The sequence below is a fragment of the Sphingomonas sp. PAMC 26605 genome, from assembly GCF_000241485.1.
Taxonomy (GTDB): domain Bacteria; phylum Pseudomonadota; class Alphaproteobacteria; order Sphingomonadales; family Sphingomonadaceae; genus Sphingomonas.
In genome coordinates this window covers 2,198,586-2,218,450 of record NZ_JH584241.1, presented here as the reverse complement: position 1 = coordinate 2,218,450, position 19,865 = coordinate 2,198,586, and the positions used below count along the sequence as shown (strand labels likewise).

The 19,865-nt window shown below is 63.3% G+C and carries 18 protein-coding genes and 1 pseudogene; 7 read left to right on the top strand and 12 right to left on the bottom strand.

The genetic code is table 11. From position 1 onward, the window contains the following. Positions 1-31 precede the first annotated feature (31 nt). The 4 genes from RH90_RS10395 to RH90_RS10380 all read right to left on the bottom strand — a co-directional run bounded on the left by RH90_RS10395 (position 32) and on the right by RH90_RS10380 (position 5,810). Positions 32-1,444 carry an amino acid permease gene (locus RH90_RS10395; RefSeq protein WP_037492730.1) on the bottom strand — a complete coding sequence of 471 codons (1,413 nt, stop codon included), beginning with the start codon at positions 1,442-1,444 and terminating at the stop codon, positions 32-34. A 77-nt stretch (positions 1,445-1,521) separates the two neighbouring features. After that, on the bottom strand, positions 1,522-2,880 hold the full coding sequence (locus RH90_RS10390; protein ID WP_010185542.1) for a PepSY-associated TM helix domain-containing protein: 1,359 nt from the start codon (positions 2,878-2,880) through the stop codon (positions 1,522-1,524). Continuing rightward, the gene (locus tag RH90_RS10385; protein WP_010185541.1) at positions 2,880-5,177 is read right to left on the bottom strand and encodes a TonB-dependent receptor; all 2,298 of its coding nucleotides are present in this window, start codon (positions 5,175-5,177) and stop codon (positions 2,880-2,882) included. Before RH90_RS10385 ends, RH90_RS10390 begins: the two co-directional genes overlap by 1 nt. 225 nt (positions 5,178-5,402) lie before the next feature. Further along, the gene (locus tag RH90_RS10380; protein WP_010185540.1) at positions 5,403-5,810 is read right to left on the bottom strand and encodes a hypothetical protein; all 408 of its coding nucleotides are present in this window, start codon (positions 5,808-5,810) and stop codon (positions 5,403-5,405) included. Positions 5,811-6,283: 473 nt separating this feature from the next. Here RH90_RS10380 and RH90_RS10375 point away from each other — a divergent pair, with 473 nt between their 5' ends. From RH90_RS10375 to RH90_RS10355, 4 genes and pseudogenes are all read left to right on the top strand, one after another. Next, a complete protein-coding gene (locus RH90_RS10375; protein WP_010185539.1) occupies positions 6,284-6,619 on the top strand; it encodes a helix-turn-helix domain-containing protein in 336 nt (111 codons plus the stop codon). Beyond that, entirely contained in the window at positions 6,612-7,859 is a 1,248-nt protein-coding gene (locus RH90_RS10370) for a type II toxin-antitoxin system HipA family toxin (RefSeq protein WP_010185538.1), read from the top strand. The genes RH90_RS10375 and RH90_RS10370 overlap by 8 nt, the downstream gene beginning before the upstream one ends. A 149-nt stretch (positions 7,860-8,008) precedes the next feature. Further along, the gene (locus RH90_RS24255; protein WP_269724298.1) at positions 8,009-8,902 is read left to right on the top strand and encodes a Hachiman antiphage defense system protein HamA; all 894 of its coding nucleotides are present in this window, start codon (positions 8,009-8,011) and stop codon (positions 8,900-8,902) included. Between the two features lie 12 nt (positions 8,903-8,914). Then, a pseudogene (locus RH90_RS10355) lies at positions 8,915-10,273 on the top strand (conjugal transfer protein TrbE); the annotation flags it as partial. 174 nt (positions 10,274-10,447) lie between these two features. Here RH90_RS10355 and RH90_RS10350 read toward each other — a convergent pair. From RH90_RS10350 to RH90_RS10325, 6 genes are all read right to left on the bottom strand, one after another. After that, positions 10,448-10,750: a putative quinol monooxygenase gene (locus RH90_RS10350; protein ID WP_010185535.1), complete on the bottom strand. Its 303-nt coding sequence runs from the start codon at positions 10,748-10,750 to the stop codon at positions 10,448-10,450. 50 nt (positions 10,751-10,800) lie between these two features. After that, positions 10,801-11,667: an NmrA/HSCARG family protein gene (locus RH90_RS10345; protein WP_010185534.1), complete on the bottom strand. Its 867-nt coding sequence runs from the start codon at positions 11,665-11,667 to the stop codon at positions 10,801-10,803. Positions 11,668-11,761: 94 nt separating this feature from the next. Next, positions 11,762-12,070, bottom strand: coding sequence for a hypothetical protein (locus tag RH90_RS10340; protein ID WP_010185533.1), 309 nt, complete (start codon positions 12,068-12,070; stop codon positions 11,762-11,764). Between the two features lie 70 nt (positions 12,071-12,140). Beyond that, a complete protein-coding gene (locus RH90_RS10335; protein WP_010185531.1) occupies positions 12,141-13,019 on the bottom strand; it encodes an SDR family oxidoreductase in 879 nt (292 codons plus the stop codon). A gap of 45 nt (positions 13,020-13,064) precedes the next feature. Then, entirely contained in the window at positions 13,065-13,934 is an 870-nt protein-coding gene (locus RH90_RS10330) for a haloalkane dehalogenase (protein ID WP_010185530.1), read from the bottom strand. Positions 13,935-13,987: 53 nt separating this feature from the next. After that, positions 13,988-14,359 (bottom strand): VOC family protein, encoded by a 372-nt coding sequence (locus tag RH90_RS10325; RefSeq protein ID WP_010185529.1) that lies wholly within the window; start codon positions 14,357-14,359, stop codon positions 13,988-13,990. 153 nt (positions 14,360-14,512) lie between these two features. Between RH90_RS10325 and RH90_RS10320 the strand changes: the two genes are divergently transcribed. Both RH90_RS10320 and RH90_RS22595 read left to right on the top strand, forming a co-directional pair. Then, on the top strand, positions 14,513-15,058 hold the full coding sequence (locus RH90_RS10320) for a TetR/AcrR family transcriptional regulator (RefSeq protein ID WP_010185527.1): 546 nt from the start codon (positions 14,513-14,515) through the stop codon (positions 15,056-15,058). Positions 15,059-15,297: 239 nt separating this feature from the next. Continuing rightward, a complete protein-coding gene (locus tag RH90_RS22595; RefSeq protein WP_010185526.1) occupies positions 15,298-15,567 on the top strand; it encodes a helix-turn-helix transcriptional regulator in 270 nt (89 codons plus the stop codon). On the opposite strand, the gene RH90_RS10315 is transcribed toward RH90_RS22595, so the two are convergent. Continuing rightward, a complete protein-coding gene (locus tag RH90_RS10315; protein ID WP_010185525.1) occupies positions 15,557-16,813 on the bottom strand; it encodes a tyrosine-type recombinase/integrase in 1,257 nt (418 codons plus the stop codon). The genes RH90_RS22595 and RH90_RS10315 overlap by 11 nt on opposite strands. A 318-nt stretch (positions 16,814-17,131) precedes the next feature. After that, positions 17,132-18,688 carry a glutamine-hydrolyzing GMP synthase gene (gene guaA / locus RH90_RS10310; protein WP_010185524.1) on the bottom strand — a complete coding sequence of 519 codons (1,557 nt, stop codon included), beginning with the start codon at positions 18,686-18,688 and terminating at the stop codon, positions 17,132-17,134. 49 nt (positions 18,689-18,737) lie between these two features. Here guaA and RH90_RS10305 point away from each other — a divergent pair. After that, positions 18,738-19,865 (top strand): 50S ribosomal protein L11 methyltransferase (locus RH90_RS10305; RefSeq protein WP_010185522.1); only part of this gene is annotated, 1,128 nt, incomplete at its 3' end.

Sequence of the window (19,865 nt, the reverse complement as noted above, 5' to 3'; positions counted from 1 at the left end):
ATGCGCGCGATGCGGCGCTGACCAGTGCGCGTTACTGCGCGACCGTCGCCCGCGCGCGGCCATAAGCGAAATACACCGCCAGCCCGACCCCGTTCCACACCAGGAACGATGCCTGCGTCACGACCTGCAGGCTCGTGAACAGATACACGCAGCCGAGGATCGCTAGCGGCGCGACAAGCCATGCGAGCGGCGTGCGGAATGGCCGTCGTGCAGCGGGATCGCGCCGCCGCAGCACCAGCACGCATGCCGCGACCGCGACGAACGCGCACAGCGTGCCCGCATTGGCGAGGCTCGCGATCACGTCGAGCGGGGTCAGCGCGGCGATCACGCTGACGAACACCGCCGTCACCAGCGTGATCCGCGCGGGCGTACCGCGCGTCGAAAGGCGGGCGAGCGCGGGCGGCAGGAAACCGTCGCGCGCCATCACCAGGAAGATCCGGCTTTGCCCGTAGAGGAAACCGAGCAGCACGGTCGGCAGCGCGATCGCGGCGGCTGCAGCGACGATCGTCGCGACGCCCCCCTGCCCGACCTGGCGCAGGATCAGCGCTAGCGGCTCGCTGCTTTTGCTGAACACCGAGAAATGCACCGCCCCGACCGCGACCGCGGCGACGATCATGTAGATCGCGGTGCACGCGACCATCGACCCGATGATGCCGATCGCCAGATCACGCTCGGGGTTGCGCGTTTCCTCCGCCGCGGTCGAGATCGCGTCGAAGCCATAAAACGCGAAGAAGATGATCGCGGCCGCGCCCATCACGCCGTATTTCACCCCGCCATCACCCGCGACGCTGCCATAGCCATAGGGCGCGAACGGGTGGAGGTTTGCCGGATCGAAATGCGGCAGCGCCACCGCAACGAACAAAGCGAGCGTGACGATCTTGACCAATACGAGCAGCGTATTGATCCGCGCGCTCTCGCGCGTGCCGAGCGTCAGCAGCCCCGCGACGACCGCGATGATGAACACCGCGGGCAGGTTGATCCCGAACGCGCCGCCGATGCTCGGGCCGTGCGTCGCCCAACCGGGCAGATCGATCCCGAGCCCGTGCAGGAAACCGACCGCATAGCCCGACCAGCCGACCGCGACGGTCGACACGACGAGCGAATATTCGAGGATCAAGCTCCACCCGACGACCCAAGCGATCACCTCGCCGAGCACGGCATAGCTATAGGTATAGGCGCTGCCCGAGGCGGGGATCATCGTCGCCATCTCGGCATAGCAGAGCGCGGCGCATGCGCAGATCGCGCCCGCGATCGCGAAGCTCAGCAACACCGCGGGACCTGCGCGATCCGCCCCGACGCCGATCAGCGTGAGGATGCCCGTTCCGACGATCGCACCGACGCCCAGTGCAACCAGATGTGGCCACGACAAGGTGCGCGCCATGCGCTGCTCGACCGGCTGGTCGTCGCCGTGGAGGATGATCTTCTTGCGAAACAAACTGGCCAAATCTCATCCCCTGAAGCGTCACCGCGCTCTTGAAGCTCAGCCTTAGCGTGGAGCAAACGCCGCGGTAAGCCGGTTCGTCACGCGATCCGCACCCTGCCCGCGGGCCGCCATGCGGTCAGGAGCCGATCGACGATCGTGATCACGATCAGCGAGAGCCCGAAGAGCGGCAGCAGCAGCGCGAGCACGGCGAGCAGCACGATCAGCCCGCGCGAGGCTTTCCGCGGGACCGCCGCAGGCGCGCCGAACGTCCCGCGCGGCCGCCGCTTGAGCCACATCAGCACGCCGAGCACGCTGATCGCGACCAACCCCGCCGCGGTCGCGACGCCGATCAGCTGGTTCGCCAGGCCGAACAATTGCCCCTCGTGCCAGGCGACCCCGGTATTGACGATCCGGTCGAGCACATGCTGGTCGGCAAAGCCCGAACGCCCGGTTTCGGCGCCTGTTGCCGGATCATAGGTCACCCGCCGGTCGAGCCAGCGGTTCTGCGCCTCGGACTTGACGGTCCACACCCCCGCGGTCGCCCCCCCGAATTTCTGTTGCGCATGCGGCGGCAGCACCAGCACGGGAAACGCCATATGCTCCGCCGCGGCCTTCGCCACGAACACCGAGAGCGGCAGACCGGCGGGCACCTCCGCCGGCGCCATCGCCATGCCCGCCATCGCGCCATGATGACCGGCATGGCCGCCATCGGCGCCGATCTTCCAATCCTGCCGGCCTTTGACCAACCCGAGTTCGGCACGCACCCATTTGAACGCCCCGCCCCATGCCCCCGCCCAGGGCAGGCCGCTCGCGAGCATCACCAGCACGAGCCCCGCGATCCAGAAACCGGTGACGCGGTGAAGGTCCTTGAGCAACGCCCGCCCGCGCAGCCGGAGCCGCGGCCAGACCGTTCCGGCGAGCGCGAACGGGCGTGGCCACCACAGATACAGGCCCGAGAGGATCAGCACGATCGTCCAGCTTGCCGCAAGCTCGACCAGCCGGTCGCCGATCGTGCCGATCAGCAGCGATCCGTGGATTCGCGACACGACCGCCTCGATCCGCGCTTCGGGGTCGAGGCTGCCAAGCACGGCGCCCTGCGGCGAGACATAGACTTCGCGCTGCTTGCCGTCGCCGCGCAGCACCTGAACCATCGCCGCATCCCCGGCCGCGCGCGGCAGGCGATAGTGGTTGAAGCGCATCCCCGGTTTGGCGGCGAGCGCGGCGGCGACCTGCCGTTCGGGCGACACCGCGTCGCGCGTTCCCAGATCGAGAAACGCCCGCTCCTCCCAACGCTCGACTTGCGGCTTGAAGAGATAGATCGATCCGGTGACCGACAGGATCAGGATGAAGGGCAGCACGAACAGCCCGGCATAGAAATGCCACCGCCAGACCCAGAGATAGAGCGAAGGCACCGCCCCTTGCGTGGTCGCAGATCGCGTCGCATTGGCGGACATCATCAGAAGGTCACCTTGACGTCAGCGGCGACGCTGCGCTGCGGGAACGGGTGGAAGAGGAAGTACTTGTCGTTGTTGACGTTATCGACCCCGATGCCGAACTCCATATGCGCAGCGACGCGCACCTGCGCGCGCAGGTCGACCACGAAATATTTATAGAAGCCCTGGTAGGTGTTGCCGACCACATCGCTATTATCGAGCGACCCGTAATTGCGGCTGGAGTAGCGTGCCGCCGCAGTCAGCGCGACGGCATCGACCGGGCGCCACGTCGCCACCGCGGTCGCCTTCCAATGCGGCACGCTCGGCAGCAGCTTGCCGATCGCCGCTGGGAAGACCGCATCCTTGCTGGTGATCGCATCGGCATAGGTGACACTGCCCGAGACATCGACGCGGTGGACGAGGTCGCTGCGCGTCACCGCCAGCTCGACGCCGCGTGCGCGCGTTTCGTCGACATTCTGGACATAGGTCCCGACTTGCACCGGGGTCACCGCGAGCGGTCCGGTCTGCGAGATCAGCGCGTCCTTGATGACTTCGTTGAACAACGACACGCGAAGGGTGCCGCGCGCGTCATGCTGCTCGAGCGCCAGTTCGAGCGACCGCGCGCGTTCGGGTCGCAGATTGGGGTTCGGCACCGAGGCGACCGGCGTGGTGACGATCTGATACAGCTCGCCGACGGTCGGGAAGCGCCACGCCTGGCCGAACGACAGCCGCGCGGTGACATGCGGATCGATCGCATAGGCCAGCGCCGCCTTGGGGGAGAATTTGTCGCTGCTCAGCCGCGGCTGATTGACCGGGCCGACCACCGGCGCCTGCGAAAAGTTGACCCCGTCATACGCGCGCCACCATTCGTAGCGCCCGCCGAGCGTCAGCGTCAGCGGCGACGTCAGGCGCCAGGCATCCTGCGCCCAAACCGCATAAGTCCGCGTCTTGCCGCTGCCCTGCAGGTTGAGCGTCCCCTCCGATCCGCGCACCCAGTCGTTCGTATTGAAGCGGTTGCTGTCGAGTTCATACCAATCGGCATGCGCGCCGAAACTGACCGTATGCGTCGCCGCCGCGTCGGACCGCCACGCGCCCTTGGCGTCGAGCGTCTTCCAGCCCGTCCCGCCGAGATCGGTGATGAAGCCCGCCCCGCCCGCCTGCCCGGCGGGCAGCGCGGTATTGGCGATGCGCTGCTGGTCCTTGTCGACGTCGTAGAGCGTGCCGATCACCTGCCAGTCGAAACGGCTCCCGCTGCCGTTGAGCGAGAGGCTGTGCGACCATTGCCGTTGCTCGGTGTGATAGACGCTGCCCGCAAACGCGCTCGCCGCCAGCGTGTAGGTCTGGCCGGCATTGATCGTCGTGCCCGAATAGAAGGGCAGGCCGGTTGCGCTGTTGGTGAGATAGCTCTCGACGGTAGCGTCGGTCGTGTTTCGGAACAGGCTGCCGACATAGGTCAGGCGCAGCGCCGCGGAGAGATCGAGCGCGGCCTTGAGCCTGAAGCGGTCCTGTACCTGATGCTCGAACGCGGTCGCGCCGACCACGCGGATCGCGCCGCCGGTACGGTTTAGATCGTCATAGCCGCCGCTGGTCGCCGAGCCGGTCGCGCCCCTCGTGGCGGTCGCGCTGGCGAAACCGATCGGCTGGCTGCGACTGTCGACATGATCGGCGCTGGCGAACAGCGCGAGCGGGCCGAACCGATCGCCGAGCGTGCCGCCGAGCTGATACGCTGGAAGCGTGCGATGCGTGCCGTACAGGTCGAACTGCTGGACCGTCGTGCCCGCGACCAAAGTCCCCTCGAACCGGTCGGGCAACCGCGTCGTGATATTGACCACGGCGCCGATCGCATTGCCCGGATAGGCCGCCGAGAACGGCCCGTAAAGCACGTCGATCCGCGCGATCTCCTCGGTCGAGACGAGGTTCCAGCGCGGGCTCGCCGACGTGTTGTTGTTGCCGACCAGCGCCGACAGGATCGCGCCATCGGCATAGATCAGGCTGCGCGCGCTCGCGCCGAGCCCCGAGGTGCGCGTCGCGAGCGGCGCCTGGCTGTCGCCGATATGGCGTTTGCGCACGACGAGGCTCGGCAGATATTTGAGCGTATCCTCGACGTTGCGCGCGTTGATCGTCGTCGCGATCGTCGCAGCGTCGACCGATGCTTTGGATGCCGGGGCATTCTCTATCGTCGCCGAGCGGCGTTGCGCAGTGACGAGAATATCGTCGGGCGCGGCGGTGGCGGCATGGTCCTGCGCCGCGGCCGGCGCGGCAGCGCTCGCCGCGATCGCCAGCAGCGATGCGACAGGCACGATGATGGCACGGTTGCGCACCTGTATCTCCCTGAATTGGTCTGCAGCGCGCGCATTCCCGCGGTCACGCCGTCATTCGCCACGCCGATCGGACTCCCGCCCCTGCCTGCATGCGTGCGGCACGCCGCCTGCGCTGCGCGGCACATGGCGATCAGTCGATCGCTGGCGAATCAGCCTAGATCGAACTGTGGTGGGGAGCAGGCGCCGTCGGTCCGCGCCGATCGCAAAGCGGGGGCGGGACTCGGGTCAGGCGCTCAGTGGGGGTGCGCGGAGCGGCGGACGCAAGCGCGTTGGCCAGCGCCACGGGCGGCAAACGACGGGCAGGATGCCGAGCGCCAGCACATAAACGAGCGCGAGCGCGAGCAAGGCGATATCGGCCCCCGTAACGGCCGCCATCGCAAGGCTGGAAAAGGCGCAGGGGTGATCGGGCGCCTTGCCCTCGCCGGGGTGCTGTTTTTGCAAATCGCCGGGCTTGGCCATTGCCATGCCGACCATCTCGGGCCCCTGTCCCGAACAGGCCACGATCGCGATCGCCCCATCGCGCGGCATCAGCATGAAACCGGCGGGGATCACCGCTTTCGTCACCAAGGCGATCACGACCAGCGCGAGCGCCAGCCGAGCGTGTCGCAACAGAAAGGCGCGCCAATTAGCCACGCTGTCCGACTATAGCAGTTTTAGGTCGCTGTCTTCGGGAGATACGCTGTCCGCGTGCGGCATACGATAGCTTTGCAGCAACAGGGCGCGAATCATTCCCACTCGATTATCAACTGACATATTAAGCATCTGAATTCATTGCGCAAAATATTTTATCGATTTCCGTATACCGTCATATAGACCGTCAAAAGTACCGGCCTTTGAAATCATTGGCTTTTTCTGGCAGATCGCGAAAATTGTGGTTCCGCCATCTATCGGCAGGCGCGGCGGCGACATCACCCCGAAAGTCACCTGAGCCCGCACCGCCGCCTTTACGCCAGACTACGCCGGCCACGATTCAACCTCCCGGAATTATACCGTCACGGGCCCGGTCCGCCATCCCCTCCCTCAACGGGATGATCATCGCGCGAGGGCTAGAAAAATTGTAATCTTCGTGCTACATATCTGGACAATCTGTAGTGCGAAGGTTCCAAATGCCTACACCACATAACCCTCCCGCCGCTGTGCGGCGCGTCCTGCGCAAGCTCGGTGCAGACATCCACGATGCCCGTCGGCGTCGGCGGCTGCCGATGGCTGTCGTCGCAGAGCGCGCCTTCACGTCCCGCTCGACCCTGCAAAAGGTCGAGGCTGGGGACACCAACGTCAGCATCGGCATTTATGCCGGTGTCCTTCAGGCGCTCGGCCTGCTCGACGGTCTGGGCCAGATCGCCGACATCGGCAACGACCCGGTTGGACAAGCCCTGGCCAGCGCGGAACTGCCCAAGCACGTCCATCTCAAGCGAACAGTCGGATCATCTCGCGATGGCTGACTTCGAGGTACATATCGACCTGGACGGCCGCACGCGCCCTATCGGCCTGGCGAGGAGCAATCGCGTTCGAGGCACGGAGACTATCCTTTTCGAATATGATGCCGCGTGGCTCGCCGATCCAGACCGGTTCTCGCTTGAGCCTGCCCTTGCCCTGACCCGCGGTGCCTTCGCCCCCCCTGCAGGACTGACGACTTTCGGCTCCATAGGAGATTCAGCGCCCGACACATGGGGGCGCCGTCTTATGCAACGGGCCGAGCGCCGTCTTTCCGAACGTGAAGGCCGCGCCGTTCGCACCCTTGCGGAAAGCGATTACCTGCTCGGCGTCGCCGACGAGACCCGTCTGGGTGCCCTCAGATTCCGCTGGGCAGGCGAAGAGACGTTCCAGGCGCCTATCCGCGCCGGCGTCCCCGCCCTGATCGAACTCGGGCGGCTGCTCCAGATCACTGAACGGATCCTCCGGGACGAGGAAACGGACGAGGACCTTCAACTCATCTTCGCCCCCGGCTCTTCCCTCGGCGGTGCCCGGCCGAAAGCATCGGTCATCGACCAGCACGGACATCTCTCCATCGCCAAGTTTCCGAAGGAAACCGACGACTACAGCATGGAGACATGGGAGGAGATCGCGCTGCGGCTGGCCGAGCAGTCCGGTATTACCACGCCGCACCATGAGCTGATCGAGGTCGCCGGCAAGGCGGTGATGCTGTCGCGACGCTTCGATCGCTCCGGCTCGATCCGCATTCCTTTCCTGTCAGCGATGGCGATGATGGGCGCCAAGGACGGTGAGCGCGGCAGCTACCCAGAGATCGTCGACGCTCTTACGCAACATGGCGCGCAGGGGAAGACCGACGCTCATGCCCTCTATCGGCGGGTCGTCTTCAACGTGCTGATTTCCAATGTCGATGACCACCTGCGCAACCATGGCTTCCTTTGGCTCGGCAAGGCGGGATGGTCCCTCTCTCCCGCCTACGACCTCAACCCTGTGCCCACCGACCTCAAAGCGCGTGTGCTGACGACGAACATCGACCTGGACGAGGGCACCTGCTCGCTCGACCTGCTTGAGGCGGCTTCGGAGTTCTTTGGCCTCACACTGCAGCAGGCCCGCGCAATCATCAAAGAGGTCGCGACCGTGACCGCGACGTGGCGTGAAACCGCCAAGGCGGCCGGCGCCCGCTCTGCAGAAATTACACGGATGGCCAGCGCCTTCGAGCACGATGATCTCAAGCGGGCGCTGGTGCTATGAAGGCAGCAACAAGATCGCCGACACACTTCGCGAGCTGGCCGAGAGGGATCGATACAGCTTTAGAAAATTGGGGTCGGCTATTTTAAGCCGGGTCGCAGAGGACGGATATCTACTTACATTAGCAATTCTCAGCTCTAATCCTGTGGGAGATGAATTTGACCGGGGGTGAGTTGAGTCAGCCGAATGTAGATCAGGCCGAAAGCTCTGACTTGGACGTAGTCCTGGCAGCGCTTCACCGCGATTATTCGAAGCTAGGTCCGAGGATAAGGGAGCTACAGCACGAGGTTACGTGCGAGTGTGCCGGTGCCACCCTTCGCCTGCATTTCCCCGCCTTTCGACAAGGCAAGACCACCATCCATGAATTGGTGGAGTTGGCATGGCTTCACCTGACGCCTTTTGCGCTGACGCGAAAGGAAATCGATGCAGTAAAGGCGCTTCAGTCGACCCTGCCGTTCGAAGATTTTCTAATCAAAACCACACAGCTTAATGATACGGCAGCCAAGCTTTTCATTAAGGCGCATAAAGCGACGAACCGAACTGGCGAGGCTGGCGAACTGCTGCTCTATCTGCTGACCGAGTGGATATTAGGTGCACCGCAGTTCATCGCCAAGATGACCTTAAAAACTAATTCGCAGATGCCTGTACACGGCGCGGATGGGGTCCACGTTCGCTACTGCCCGGAGACCGCGCGACTCTTCCTCTATTGGGGCGAGTCGAAAATGTACGGTGATGTCGGTGCGGCTATCAAGGCTGCCGCGACATCGATCGCAAAATCATTAGAGCCCGACGAGCTCCCGGGTTTCTCCGTTCCCGTCCATCGGGCGCTAACCGAGCACATCCTGCTCGGCGGCGCTCCGCGCTCGCTCGCCATCCTCAACGGCACGCTGGCGGCCGCCCTCGGTCTCGGCCTCCGCCTCTGGCTGGTCGGGCTCGGCCTCTGGGCCATCGGCCATTTCGCGGCCGTCTGGGCGGCCAAGCGCGATCCGCAGTTCGTCGACGTCGTGCGCAAGCATCTGCGCATCCCTGGCCACCTGTCGGTTTGAGGAGCGACGCCGATGATGAACCTTGCCGAATATCGCAATCGCAACACCCGGCTCGCGGACTTCCTGCCCTGGGTCGCTCTGGTCGGCGAAGGTATCGTGCTGAACAAGGACGGTAGCCTGCAGCGCACCGCGCGCTTCCGCGGCCCCGACCTTGACAGTGCCGTACCGGCCGAGCTGGTCGCGGTCGCAGGCCGTCTCAACAACGCCTTCCGTCGCCTGGGTTCCGGCTGGGCGATCTTCGTCGAGGCGCAGCGCCATGGCGCCGCGACCTATCCGGCCAGCATGTTCGCCGACAGCGCCTCCGCCTTGGTCGACGCCGAACGCAAGGCCGATTTCGAGGAAGCCGGCGCGCATTTCGAGTCCAGCTACTTCCTGACTTTCCTCTATCTGCCGCCGGCCGAGGACGCGGCGCGGGCCGAAACCTGGCTCTACGAGGGCCGCGATCACGCCGGCGTCGACGCGCACGAGATCGTGCGCGGCTTCGCCGACCGCACCGATCGAATTCTCCAGCTCATCGACGCCTTCATGCCGGAATGCGAATGGCTGGATGACGGCGAAACGCTGACCTATCTGCATTCGACCGTCTCGACGAAACGGCACCGCGTCCGCGTGCCCGAGACGCCGATGTATCTCGACGCGTTGCTCGCCGATCAGCCGCTGACCGGCGGGCTGGAGCCGCGCCTGGGCGATGCGCATGTCCGCATCCTCACCATTGTCGGCTTCCCGACCGCGACCACGCCCGGCATCCTCGACGAGCTGAACCGGCTGGCCTTTCCCTATCGCTGGTCGACACGCGCCGTTCTGCTCGACAAGAGCGACGCGACCAAGCTGCTGACCAAGATCCGGCGGCAATGGTTCGCCAAGCGCAAATCGATCGCCGCCATCTTGAAGGAGGTGATGACGAACGAGGCCTCCGCCCTCGTGGACACCGACGCGTCCAACAAGGCCGCCGACGCCGACATGGCGTTGCAGGAGCTGGGCGCCGACTATGCCGGCCAGGCCTATGTGACCGCGACGATCACTGTCTGGGACGATGATCCGCGCATCGCCGCCGAGAAGTTGCGGATGGTCGAGAAAGTCATCCAGGGCCGCGACTTCACCGCGATGCCCGAGACGATCAACGCCGTGGACGCCTGGCTCGGCTCGCTGCCCGGCCATGTCTACGCCAATGTCCGCCAACCCCCGATCAACACATTGAATCTCGCCCACACGATCCCGCTTTCGGCGGTGTGGGCGGGACCGGAACGGGACGAGCATTTTGCAGCACCCCCACTGCTGTTCGGCAAGACCGAGGGCTCGACCCCGTTCCGGCTTTCTATCCATGTCGGCGACGTCGGCCATACGCTGATCGTCGGGCCGACGGGCGCCGGCAATCCGCGTCATCGGCGCGACGGATAGACGGTTCTTCACCGTGTGGCCGTTTATAACGATCGGCGCGAAAAGCGCGCTTGTGTCGATGTCCATAGTCCCCAGTCCTTCAAAAGGCGCGATCCGGCTAAAACTTCTCGAAGCGGGCTGCACTTCGCTCGCTCCGAGAATGTTGCTTCAGGCCAAAAGGCGGTCCGCCAGAACCTCGGGTTGCCTGATTTCAAGCGGCCCTTCGAATAGTTCGTCATATTTTGCCATGAGGGCGGCGGCGATCGAACCGTTAAGATGCGCTTGGCGACCCTCTTCCTCCTCGAAGGCGTCGAATATGCCGAATGTCGATTGATCGAAACGAACCGCAAACCAGGCGATAGTCAAAGGTTCGTGCTGAAGTAACCCTTGTGCGCTTTGAAGGAATGCAGCAGCTTCCTGTTCCTTGCCTGCCTTCGCTTTCAGTTGAATGAAAATTGCGAATTTAGTCATATTATGTTTCCTCGATTCTACTTGGCAGCCGATCTCAAAATGATCTCTGGTCAGTGTTCGTCGCTATATTTCTTTACCCACCCGGCAAATGTCAGCATCTGCGGATTTTCTTTCCGCGCTTCAGCAATGTTAGCTTTGAAGCCCTTTTCGCGAATCCAGGTGAACATATCCAAGAACTCCTTCGGCATCGCCCGCTTGGCCAGGAAGGCGGGAATTGGCGCCACCCAAGGCTTCTTCCCGGTGACAGTCTTGAAGGTCCTGACGATATCGTTGATGCTCAACTGATCCCCGGCGAGCGGGATGACGCGCCCGGCGTAGCTTTCCGGATCTTCGAGAGCGCGCGCAGCGAACCAACCGATGTCGTAGGTGGCTACGAACTGGATCGGGAGGGATGGGCCAAAGTTCGCTCTGAAAATTCCGAGGAACATGCCGCGCGGAATCGCCGCGGCGCCAAACGCATCCATGAAACCGACCGGACGCAGGATCGTCGCCGGCAGACCTAACTCATGAATGTGTTGCTCGATCGCCCATTTGCTCTCGTAGTGGGCAAGGCCGCTGTTCCGCTCGGCCCCCTCCGCCGATGAGTAGACGAGATGAGGGCTGCCCGACTCCTTGACCGCATCGGCAAACCTCTTACCGTGCAGCTCCTCCGCCTCGGTGCCGCCCTTTTCCGTCCATTGCTGCACCGAAAACGCAGCGGAGACGCCTGCCAACGCTTTCCTAAGCGATGCCACGTCGTCGAAGTCACCCTTGACCAGCTCCACGCCACGCGCGGCCAAACTCTTCGCCTTCGGCGATTCAAGGTTTCGGGTCAGAACCCTGACGCGAACCTTTTTCGCCGCCAACAAATGCGTGACGGTCGCACCGCCCTGGCTGCCAGTCCCGCCAGTAACAAGCACCACTTTTTCATTAGACATAGGTTTCATTCTTTCTTGCTTGTTCTAGGGAAAGCGCGTCGGACACTGCGACAACCTCGGATTAAAAGGCTGAAGACCGTGACCGGCCGGCGATCTACCTGAACGATTCTCCACTTGTCGCGATGAGCGACATGCCGACTTGGTCCGGCTTTGCGACAGGGCCGCTCGCCAACAACTCCGATTGGAACTTCTTGAACGATGTCAGGCCGGTGATGACTGCGGACGGATCGTCTTGAGAGGTCACCAGATGAAGAAAGGTCTGCCCATCCTCCTCAAGGAATATGCGATAGGAAAGGCCAGGCACCGCAGCCGCCGTCAGCGCTGCAATGAACTCATCAAGGTTCTGCCTGTTCTGCGCGACGTATTCCGGCTTCACCGTGTATCGATGGCGTGTGATTCTCATTTGGCTGTCCTCAATTTAAGCTTGGGTGGCGAGCGAGACGCAGATCTGCACGGCCTGCGTCTCTTCCTGATTAGGTGGAAGACTCGCTCCACAGCTTGGCGCTCTCCACGGCGAAGTCGTGGTAGGAGCGCGGGTTGCGGCCAAGACGCTCGCGCAGGCGCTCCAGTCCAGCGGCGCTCGAGACCGGGCCGTCCTCCTGAAAATGCTTCATCATGTATTGGAAGTCATAGGCCATCCAGTTGGGCGCGAAGGCCCGCAAGCTCTGGACCCACTGGTCGATATCGTCGCCGATGTATTTGATCGGGCGGCCAAGCGCCTCGCTCCAGAGTTTCGCGCCGCTTTCCCCGGTGAGGACGTCTTCAGCGACGACCTCGTAGACTTCCGGGCCGAGCGGTTCGTCGGACGCGAGCCGGCGCTGGATTTCAAGCACCGCGACCTCCGCGATGTCGCGGATGTCGGTGAAAGAGACGCCCTTCTGTCCGATCGGGAACGGGAACATGCCGTGACCAAGCGCGTCCTTGACGCCCGGGCTCTGCATGTATGCGTTCGGGCGCAAAATGGTCACCGGCATATTGTGTTTGGCGATCATGCGCTCAGCGGCAAACTTCGATGCGAAATGGGGGACGTCTTCGGTTTCATCGACCCGAAACACCGACAGGTAAGCGACTGCCCTGATCTTCGCCTCGCGAATAAGATTAAGCGCGGAAATCGTGACGTTCAGCTCGTCCGGCACGACCGGACTGAGGAGGAAAACGGCTTCGACGCCGTCCATCGCGGCGCGCAGCGCGTCCACATCGAGCAGCTCACCCTTGAACGGCGTGACACCTGGCGCAAACGTCGCTTTTGCCGGATCGCGCGTGAACGCTCGAACGTCGAATCCCGCTGCGACAAGTTGCTCGACAACAACCGAACCGACGTTGCCTGTGGCGCCCGTTACTAGAACAGTCATGATTTTCTCCAATGTTGCTATGAATTAGCCGGCTTGGCCGTGCGCCTAGCGGCGTGTTTCGATGACGAACTGCCGAAGGGCTGCACCGATCTCGGCGGGCGAATCCTCCTGCAGGAAGTGCCGGCCCTTCACGGTGACCTCGCGCTGGTTTTTCCAGGTTCGGCAGAACTGCTGGTTTGCGCTGCCCTCCGAGATAACCGCCCCGGGGTCGCCAGTGATGAACAGCTTCGGCATGTCGCTTTGGCTGAGCCACTCAGAATAGGCCCGGACGATCGCAGTAACGTCCGCAGGCTCGCCATCGACGGAGGCCTGTCGCGGCCAGATCAACGTCGGCAGCCGTGCTTCGCGCTGGGCGTAAGGAGCGCGATAGACGGCCATCTCCTCCTCGCTGAGGGTCCGGATGATCGCCCCTGGGAGCATTTTTTCGACGAAGAAATTCTCGTCCAGAACGAGGTGCTCGCCTTCGCTCGATCGCAGTGCGCGGAACCCGCCGGCCGATGCGCCAAAATCGTCCCAGCTAAACGGTCGGACAACAGCTTCCATGTACGCGATCGCCGCGATTTGGTCCGGATGACGGTAGGCGCGGTGAAAGCCAAGCGCCGAGCCCCAGTCGTGAACGACCAAGATAGCCCTGCTCAGGTTCATGGCGTCGAACCAGGCGTCGAGATAGCGGGCATGATCGACGAAGCGGTAGGAATAGGTGGGCGATTTGCCCGATTGCCCCATGCCGATCAGGTCGGGCGCAAGACACCGCCCGATGTCGCTGAGGTGCGGAATGATGTTCCGCCAGAGGTACGAGGACGTCGGATTGCCGTGCAGGAAGACGATGGGATCGCCTTCGCCTACATCGACATAGCTCATCTCGGTGTCGAGGACGGCGACACGCTTTCTAGGATGTGGATCGGAGGCGGTCATGTTTTGCCCTCTGTCAAAAGGTTTCGGTGATCTTCAAGGGAAGCGGACGGGCGTCACGGATGGGCGTAGATATTGACGAGGTTTCCGTCCGGATCGCGAAAGACGATAGCGCGGGCGCCCCAGGGCATAAGCTTCGGCGCCATCACCCAATCGCTCACGATGCCCTGCAACCGTTCGTATTCAGCATCGATGTCGGTGACTTCGAAATCGAGGATCACCGAACGATTGGCCCCTGCTTCCGCGACGCCCGCGCCGTATGCTTCCGTCGACGCCTGCTCCACGATGGCCAGTCCGTCGCAGGGCTCGTTATGGAACTGAACGTAGCCACTGCTCAGTATCTCGGCCTTCGCCTGGCTGACGCTCTCGTAGAAGCGCGTCAGCTTCGCTACATCATTGGTAACCAGTCGGGTTTGCTTGAGAGTCATGGTAGGATCACCTCCGATAAGGGTGTGCATTATGTCTGAAGCTACGCTACAGTATCGTAGCTGGGTATGGGGAGTCAAGGTGTGTCTACAAAGTCCCGCAGCGAGGCGGAGCCAGCGAAAGAACCGGGGCCGCTTCGGCGATCCAAGGAAGCCGTGAAGCTGGCCAGCCTGGCCGCAGCCTACGAATTGCTCACAGAGTTTGGGCTGAGCGGCGTCAGCGTCGACGAGGTGTCACGGCGATCGGGCGTCGCTAAGACCACGATCTACCGGCACTGGCCATCGCGCACAGGTCTTCTCTTCGATGCCGTCATGCAATTCGCCCCTCGGCTCCCGACGCCCAACACCGGCAGCTTTCGAGGCGATCTGACCGCGCTGACGCTAGCTTTCGCTGAACGCTTGCAGACAGGCCGGTGGTCGTCCGCGATGCCCTCGATCATTGACGCCGCCGAGCGCGACAAGGAAGTCGCCGAGTTCCAGTCGCGCACTCATGCTGGCATGATGTCGGGGTTCGGCGCGATTGCTGCGCGGGCGCAAGCGCGCGGTGAATTAGGCCCGAATTTTGATGCATCCGATCTTACGGCGGCTATCGCCGGGCCACTGTTCTATCGCCGGTGGTTTTCACGGCAAGAGCTTGATGACGCCTTTGTTCGTGGCGTTGTAGAAAGGGCCCTTGGCTGGGATAGCAGCGGTCATGGCTAGATCTTGCTTAATCTTGGTTTGTGGTTGACCGCGAGAGTAGCCTTGGGGGATGTCGGCAGCGGCGCTTCAACAAGAACCGAAAGATCGGCCGACGCGCCCAGACAACACATGCTCATTGGCACCACCCGTCCGATTTACGCGCTATAGCCCGATATTACCGCACACGTTCACGCGCGGACTTCAAAGCGGAGGATCTATCGTCTTCTATCTCCACGAGAGCAAAGGAGTGGAGATACGGTATGAGCGCTACCCCGCATGTCGCCCGCAGAACAATTCGCCGGCAGCAGCTACGAGAGATCGTGCCGCTTGCCGACAGCACGATCTACGACATGGAGCAGCGAGGAGAATTCCCCCAGCGCTTCTATCTCACCTCGCGCTGCGTCGTCTGGGACTTGGCGGAGGTGGAAGCCTGGCTCGATGCTCGGCGTCATGCCTCTCGTGCAAATGCCATCAAACGCGCTCCAAGCCCTGACGTGAGGCTGCGCCGTTCGCGGCCCGTCAAACACTAGGCTCCAACTCAAGCAACTCCATCGTGGCCGGGAGCAGCGTCGGACGATACTTCTGGCCCAAAACCCAGGCGTCCAACATATTGGACCACTCCTGCATCATATGGCGGCGTTGATGCTCATACTCCGCCTTGTTATAGACGCCACGCGAGGATCTTCCGTCCTCATGCGCCAGGCACTTCTCGATCCAGTCGCTATTGAAGCCCAACTCGTTCAGCAGGGTAGAACCTGTGCGTCGTAGGTCATGGACAGTGAACGGTTCGAGCGGCAAACCCTCTTTTTTCGCTCTGACGACGACCGCTGTCGTTATCCGATTGAATGTCGCCCGCGACATCGGTGCGTCAGCGTCGTATCGCGATGGAAGCACATAGCGCGAGTTACCCGCGCAAGTTTTCAGCGCGATGAAGATGTCCACTGCCTGCTCCGACAGGTAGACGTTGTGTGCTTTCGATCGCTTCATTCGCTCTTTTGGGATCGACCAGACGGCGTTCTCGAAATCGACTTCATCCCATGTCGCGTCCTGCAGCTCGCTTTTCCTGACCATCGTCAGAAGGAAGAGCTTCATTCCCAGCCTTATAGTCGGCAGGGTCGGCACATGGTCGAGCTGACCAAGCATGACGCGGATCTCCGCCGGCGTTAGCGAACGATCCTTCGGTACAAATGTTGCGATAGACGCGGGCCCAACTTCATCCGCAGGGTTGGCGACCTTCTCGCCATGCAAGATCGCGAACGCAAAGATCAGCTTCACGATATCCCGCACATGGACGGCCGTAGCTGGAGCACCGCGATCCTTCACTTTTCCGCACATCATGCGGAGATCGTCAGGCGCGATCTCCGTCAAAAGCTTATTTCGAAACGTTGGCAGGATGTCGCGCTCGTAGATCGAGCGTCGCATGGCGCGCGTGCTGTCGGCCATGCGCGACTCCTGGAACCATTTCTCGCCGAACTCGCCGAACCTCTTCGCCTCCTTCAGTCGCCGCTTGTCGTGCTGCTTCTCCTGGGCCGGAGACCTCCCCTCTGAAATGGCACGCTTGGCATCGATCAGCTTTTCCCGAGCGCGGGCCAGCGAAAGGCCTTCTGGTCCATACCGACCGAGCGTTAGCGTCTCGCGACGGCTGTTGAGGCGGTAGTCGTACCGAAACACGATCGCACCCGACGGCTGCACCACGACGTACATACCGTCACGGTCGCTCACCTTATACAATTTATGCTGTGGTTTCAGAGCCTTAATCGCCGTGTCAGTAAGCATGGGGGCCTCCAAAATCGCCCCATAATCGGGGAGAAGCGCCAATTATACCGTCAGGCCAAAACAGACGATGCTGGAAGCATGATTCCTTTTTGAAATCAGTCCGTTATGTCTGAAAAAAATACCGTCAGCAGCTCTCTTGGCCCTGACGGTATCGCGAATTCGCTGATCGAACAAGATTCCCCATACCGTCCGCTATACCGTCAAATCGGAGCACTACCCCTCGATAGATGGCGATAGATCTAGTTAGGATTATCCTTGTCTATCAATGTCTTATATCGGACCCTAGCGTACAAAGGGATACTGGCGGATGGGCAAAAATTATTCCCACTCGATCGTGCCGGGCGGCTTGCTCGTGTAATCGTAGGTCACGCGGTTGATGCCCTTGACCTCGTTGACGATCCGCGTGGCGACGCGCGGCAGGAAGTCGCCGGGGAACTGGAATGCCTCGGCGGTCATCCCGTCGGTCGAGGTGACGGCGCGCAGCGCGAGGACGTTGTCGTAGGTGCGGCCATCGCCCATCACGCCGACGCTGCGCACCGGGAGGAGCACGGCGAACGCCTGCCAGATCGTGTCGTACAGCCCCGCCGCGCGGATCTCCTCGAGATAGATCGCGTCGGCCTTGCGCAGGATGTCGCAGCGTTCCTTGGTCACTTCACCTGGGATGCGGATCGCGAGGCCCGGCCCCGGGAAGGGATGCCGGCCGACGAACGCCTGCGGCAGGCCGAGCTCGATGCCGAGCAGGCGGACCTCGTCCTTGAACAGTTCGCGCAGCGGCTCGACGAGCTGCATGTTCATCCGCTCGGGCAGGCCGCCGACATTGTGATGGCTCTTGATCGTCACCGACGGGCCGCCGGTGAAGCTGACGCTTTCGATCACGTCGGGGTAGAGCGTGCCCTGCGCGAGGAAATCGGCTCCGCCGACCCTGCGCGCCTCCTCCTCGAACAGATCGATGAAGGCGCCGCCGATGAACTTGCGCTTCTTCTCGGGGTCGGTTTGCCCGGCGAGCCCGGCGAGGAAGGTCTCCTCGGCGTTCACATGGACGAGCGGGATATTGTAGTGCTCGCGGAACAGGCTGACGACTTGCTCGGCCTCGCCGGTGCGCATCAGACCATGGTCGACGAACACGCAGGTCAACTGCTCGCCGATCGCCTCATGGATCAGCACCGCGGCAACGGCGCTGTCGACGCCGCCCGACAGGCCGCAGATGACGCGGCCGCTGCCGACCTGCGCGCGGATCTCGGCGACCTTCGCCGCGCGGAATTCCGCCATCGTCCAGTCGCCGCTGAGCCCGCAGACGTGGCGCGCGAAATTCGCGATCAGCTTGGCGCCGTCGGGGGTATGCGCGACCTCCATGTGGAACTGCGTCGCGTAATATTTGCGCGCGTCGTCGGCGACGACCGCGATCGGCGAGCCGGGGCTGACCGCGACCGGGCGGAAGCCGGGGGCAAGCGCGCTGACCTTGTCGCCATGGCTCATCCACACCGTGTGCTTCTCGCCCGTCTGCCACACGCCGTCGAACAGCACGCAGTCGTCGGTCACCTCGATCACGGCGTGGCCGAACTCGCCGCTTTCGCCGAGCGTGACGTTGCCGCCGAGCTGCTGCATCAGCACTTGCTGGCCGTAGCAGATGCCCATGATCGGCACGCCGCTGTCGAGGATCGCCTGCGGAATGCGCGGGGATCCCGCATCGAGCACCGAGGCCGGGCTGCCCGAGAGGATCACGCCCTTCGGCGCCATTCGCGCGAACGCCGCTTCTGCGGTGGTGAAGGGAGCAATCTCGCTGTAGACGCCAGCTTCCCGCACGCGTCGCGCGATCAATTGCGTTACCTGGCTGCCGAAATCGACGATGAGGATCGAGTCTGTCGGATGGGTCATGCCGCCAGATAGCAGAAGCGCGCGGCGGGGGAAGAGCTTTGGGGGCGAAATGACCGACAAGTATGAGATGAAGGCGATCGCGCGCGCCGGCTTCGAGCCGATGGTGACCGCCGCCGGTCGTGACGGGCGCAAACTCGCCGCGCTCGCCGGGCTGGCGTCGAAGATCGGACTGCGCAATCGCGTCTACCCGCTGGCGCTCGAAGCACGCGCGCACGAGCCCGACGATGTCGAGGTCGCCGCGCGAACGCAGCAGCTGATCGGCCAGAGCGTCCCGCGCTGGCATTTCAACATGTTGGGCGACACGCCGCGCAACGACGCGTTCGACGCCGCGATCCGGCGGGCGGTGACGCCGGGGACGCACGTGCTCGACATCGGCGCGGGCAGCGGGCTGCTGTCGATGATGGCGGCGCGCGCGGGCGCCGGCCGCGTGGTGGCGTGCGAAGAGAATCCGGCGATCGCCGACGTCGCTGAGCGGATCGTTGCGGCCAACGGCTATGCCGACCGCGTCCGCGTCGTCACCGGCAATTCGCGCGACCTCGACGTCGAGGCGGACCTCGAAGGCCGCGCCGACGTCATCGTGTCCGAGATCGTCTCGAACGAACTGTTGGCCGAAGGCGTGCTCAAGACGCTCGCCGATGCCGCGACCCGGCTGCTGGCGCCCGGCGGGCAGATGATCCCCGCCGGCGGCGACGTGATGATCGCGCTCGGCTCGTGGGGCGGGGCGGAAGATACGCGCATGGGGATGATCGCGGGGTTCGACCTGAGCGGGTTCAACGCGCTGGCGCAGGTCCCGCGCAACGTGATGGTGGGTGATGCGACGTTGACCCTGCACAGCGACGCGGCGGCGCTGCTGTCGTTCGACTTCACCGGCAAGGCCGCGCGTGAACCGCATCGTTCGGTTGTGACTTTGATTGCCGATGGCAGCCCGATCGGCGGGATCGTGCAGTGGATCCGGCTGCAGCTCGACGATGTGACGGCGTATGAGAACCGGCCCGGCCTGGAGGCGAAATCGCATTGGGGGGCGCAATATTATCCGTTCGATGAACCGCTCGAGCTGCCGGCGGGGACCGAGGTCCGCGTCGTAGGGGTGCATGACGGGCACCAGTTGCTGGTGTGGCGCGAAGACGCGGACGCGACACAGCTCCCCTCCCCTTCAGGGGAGGGGCTGGGGGTGGGG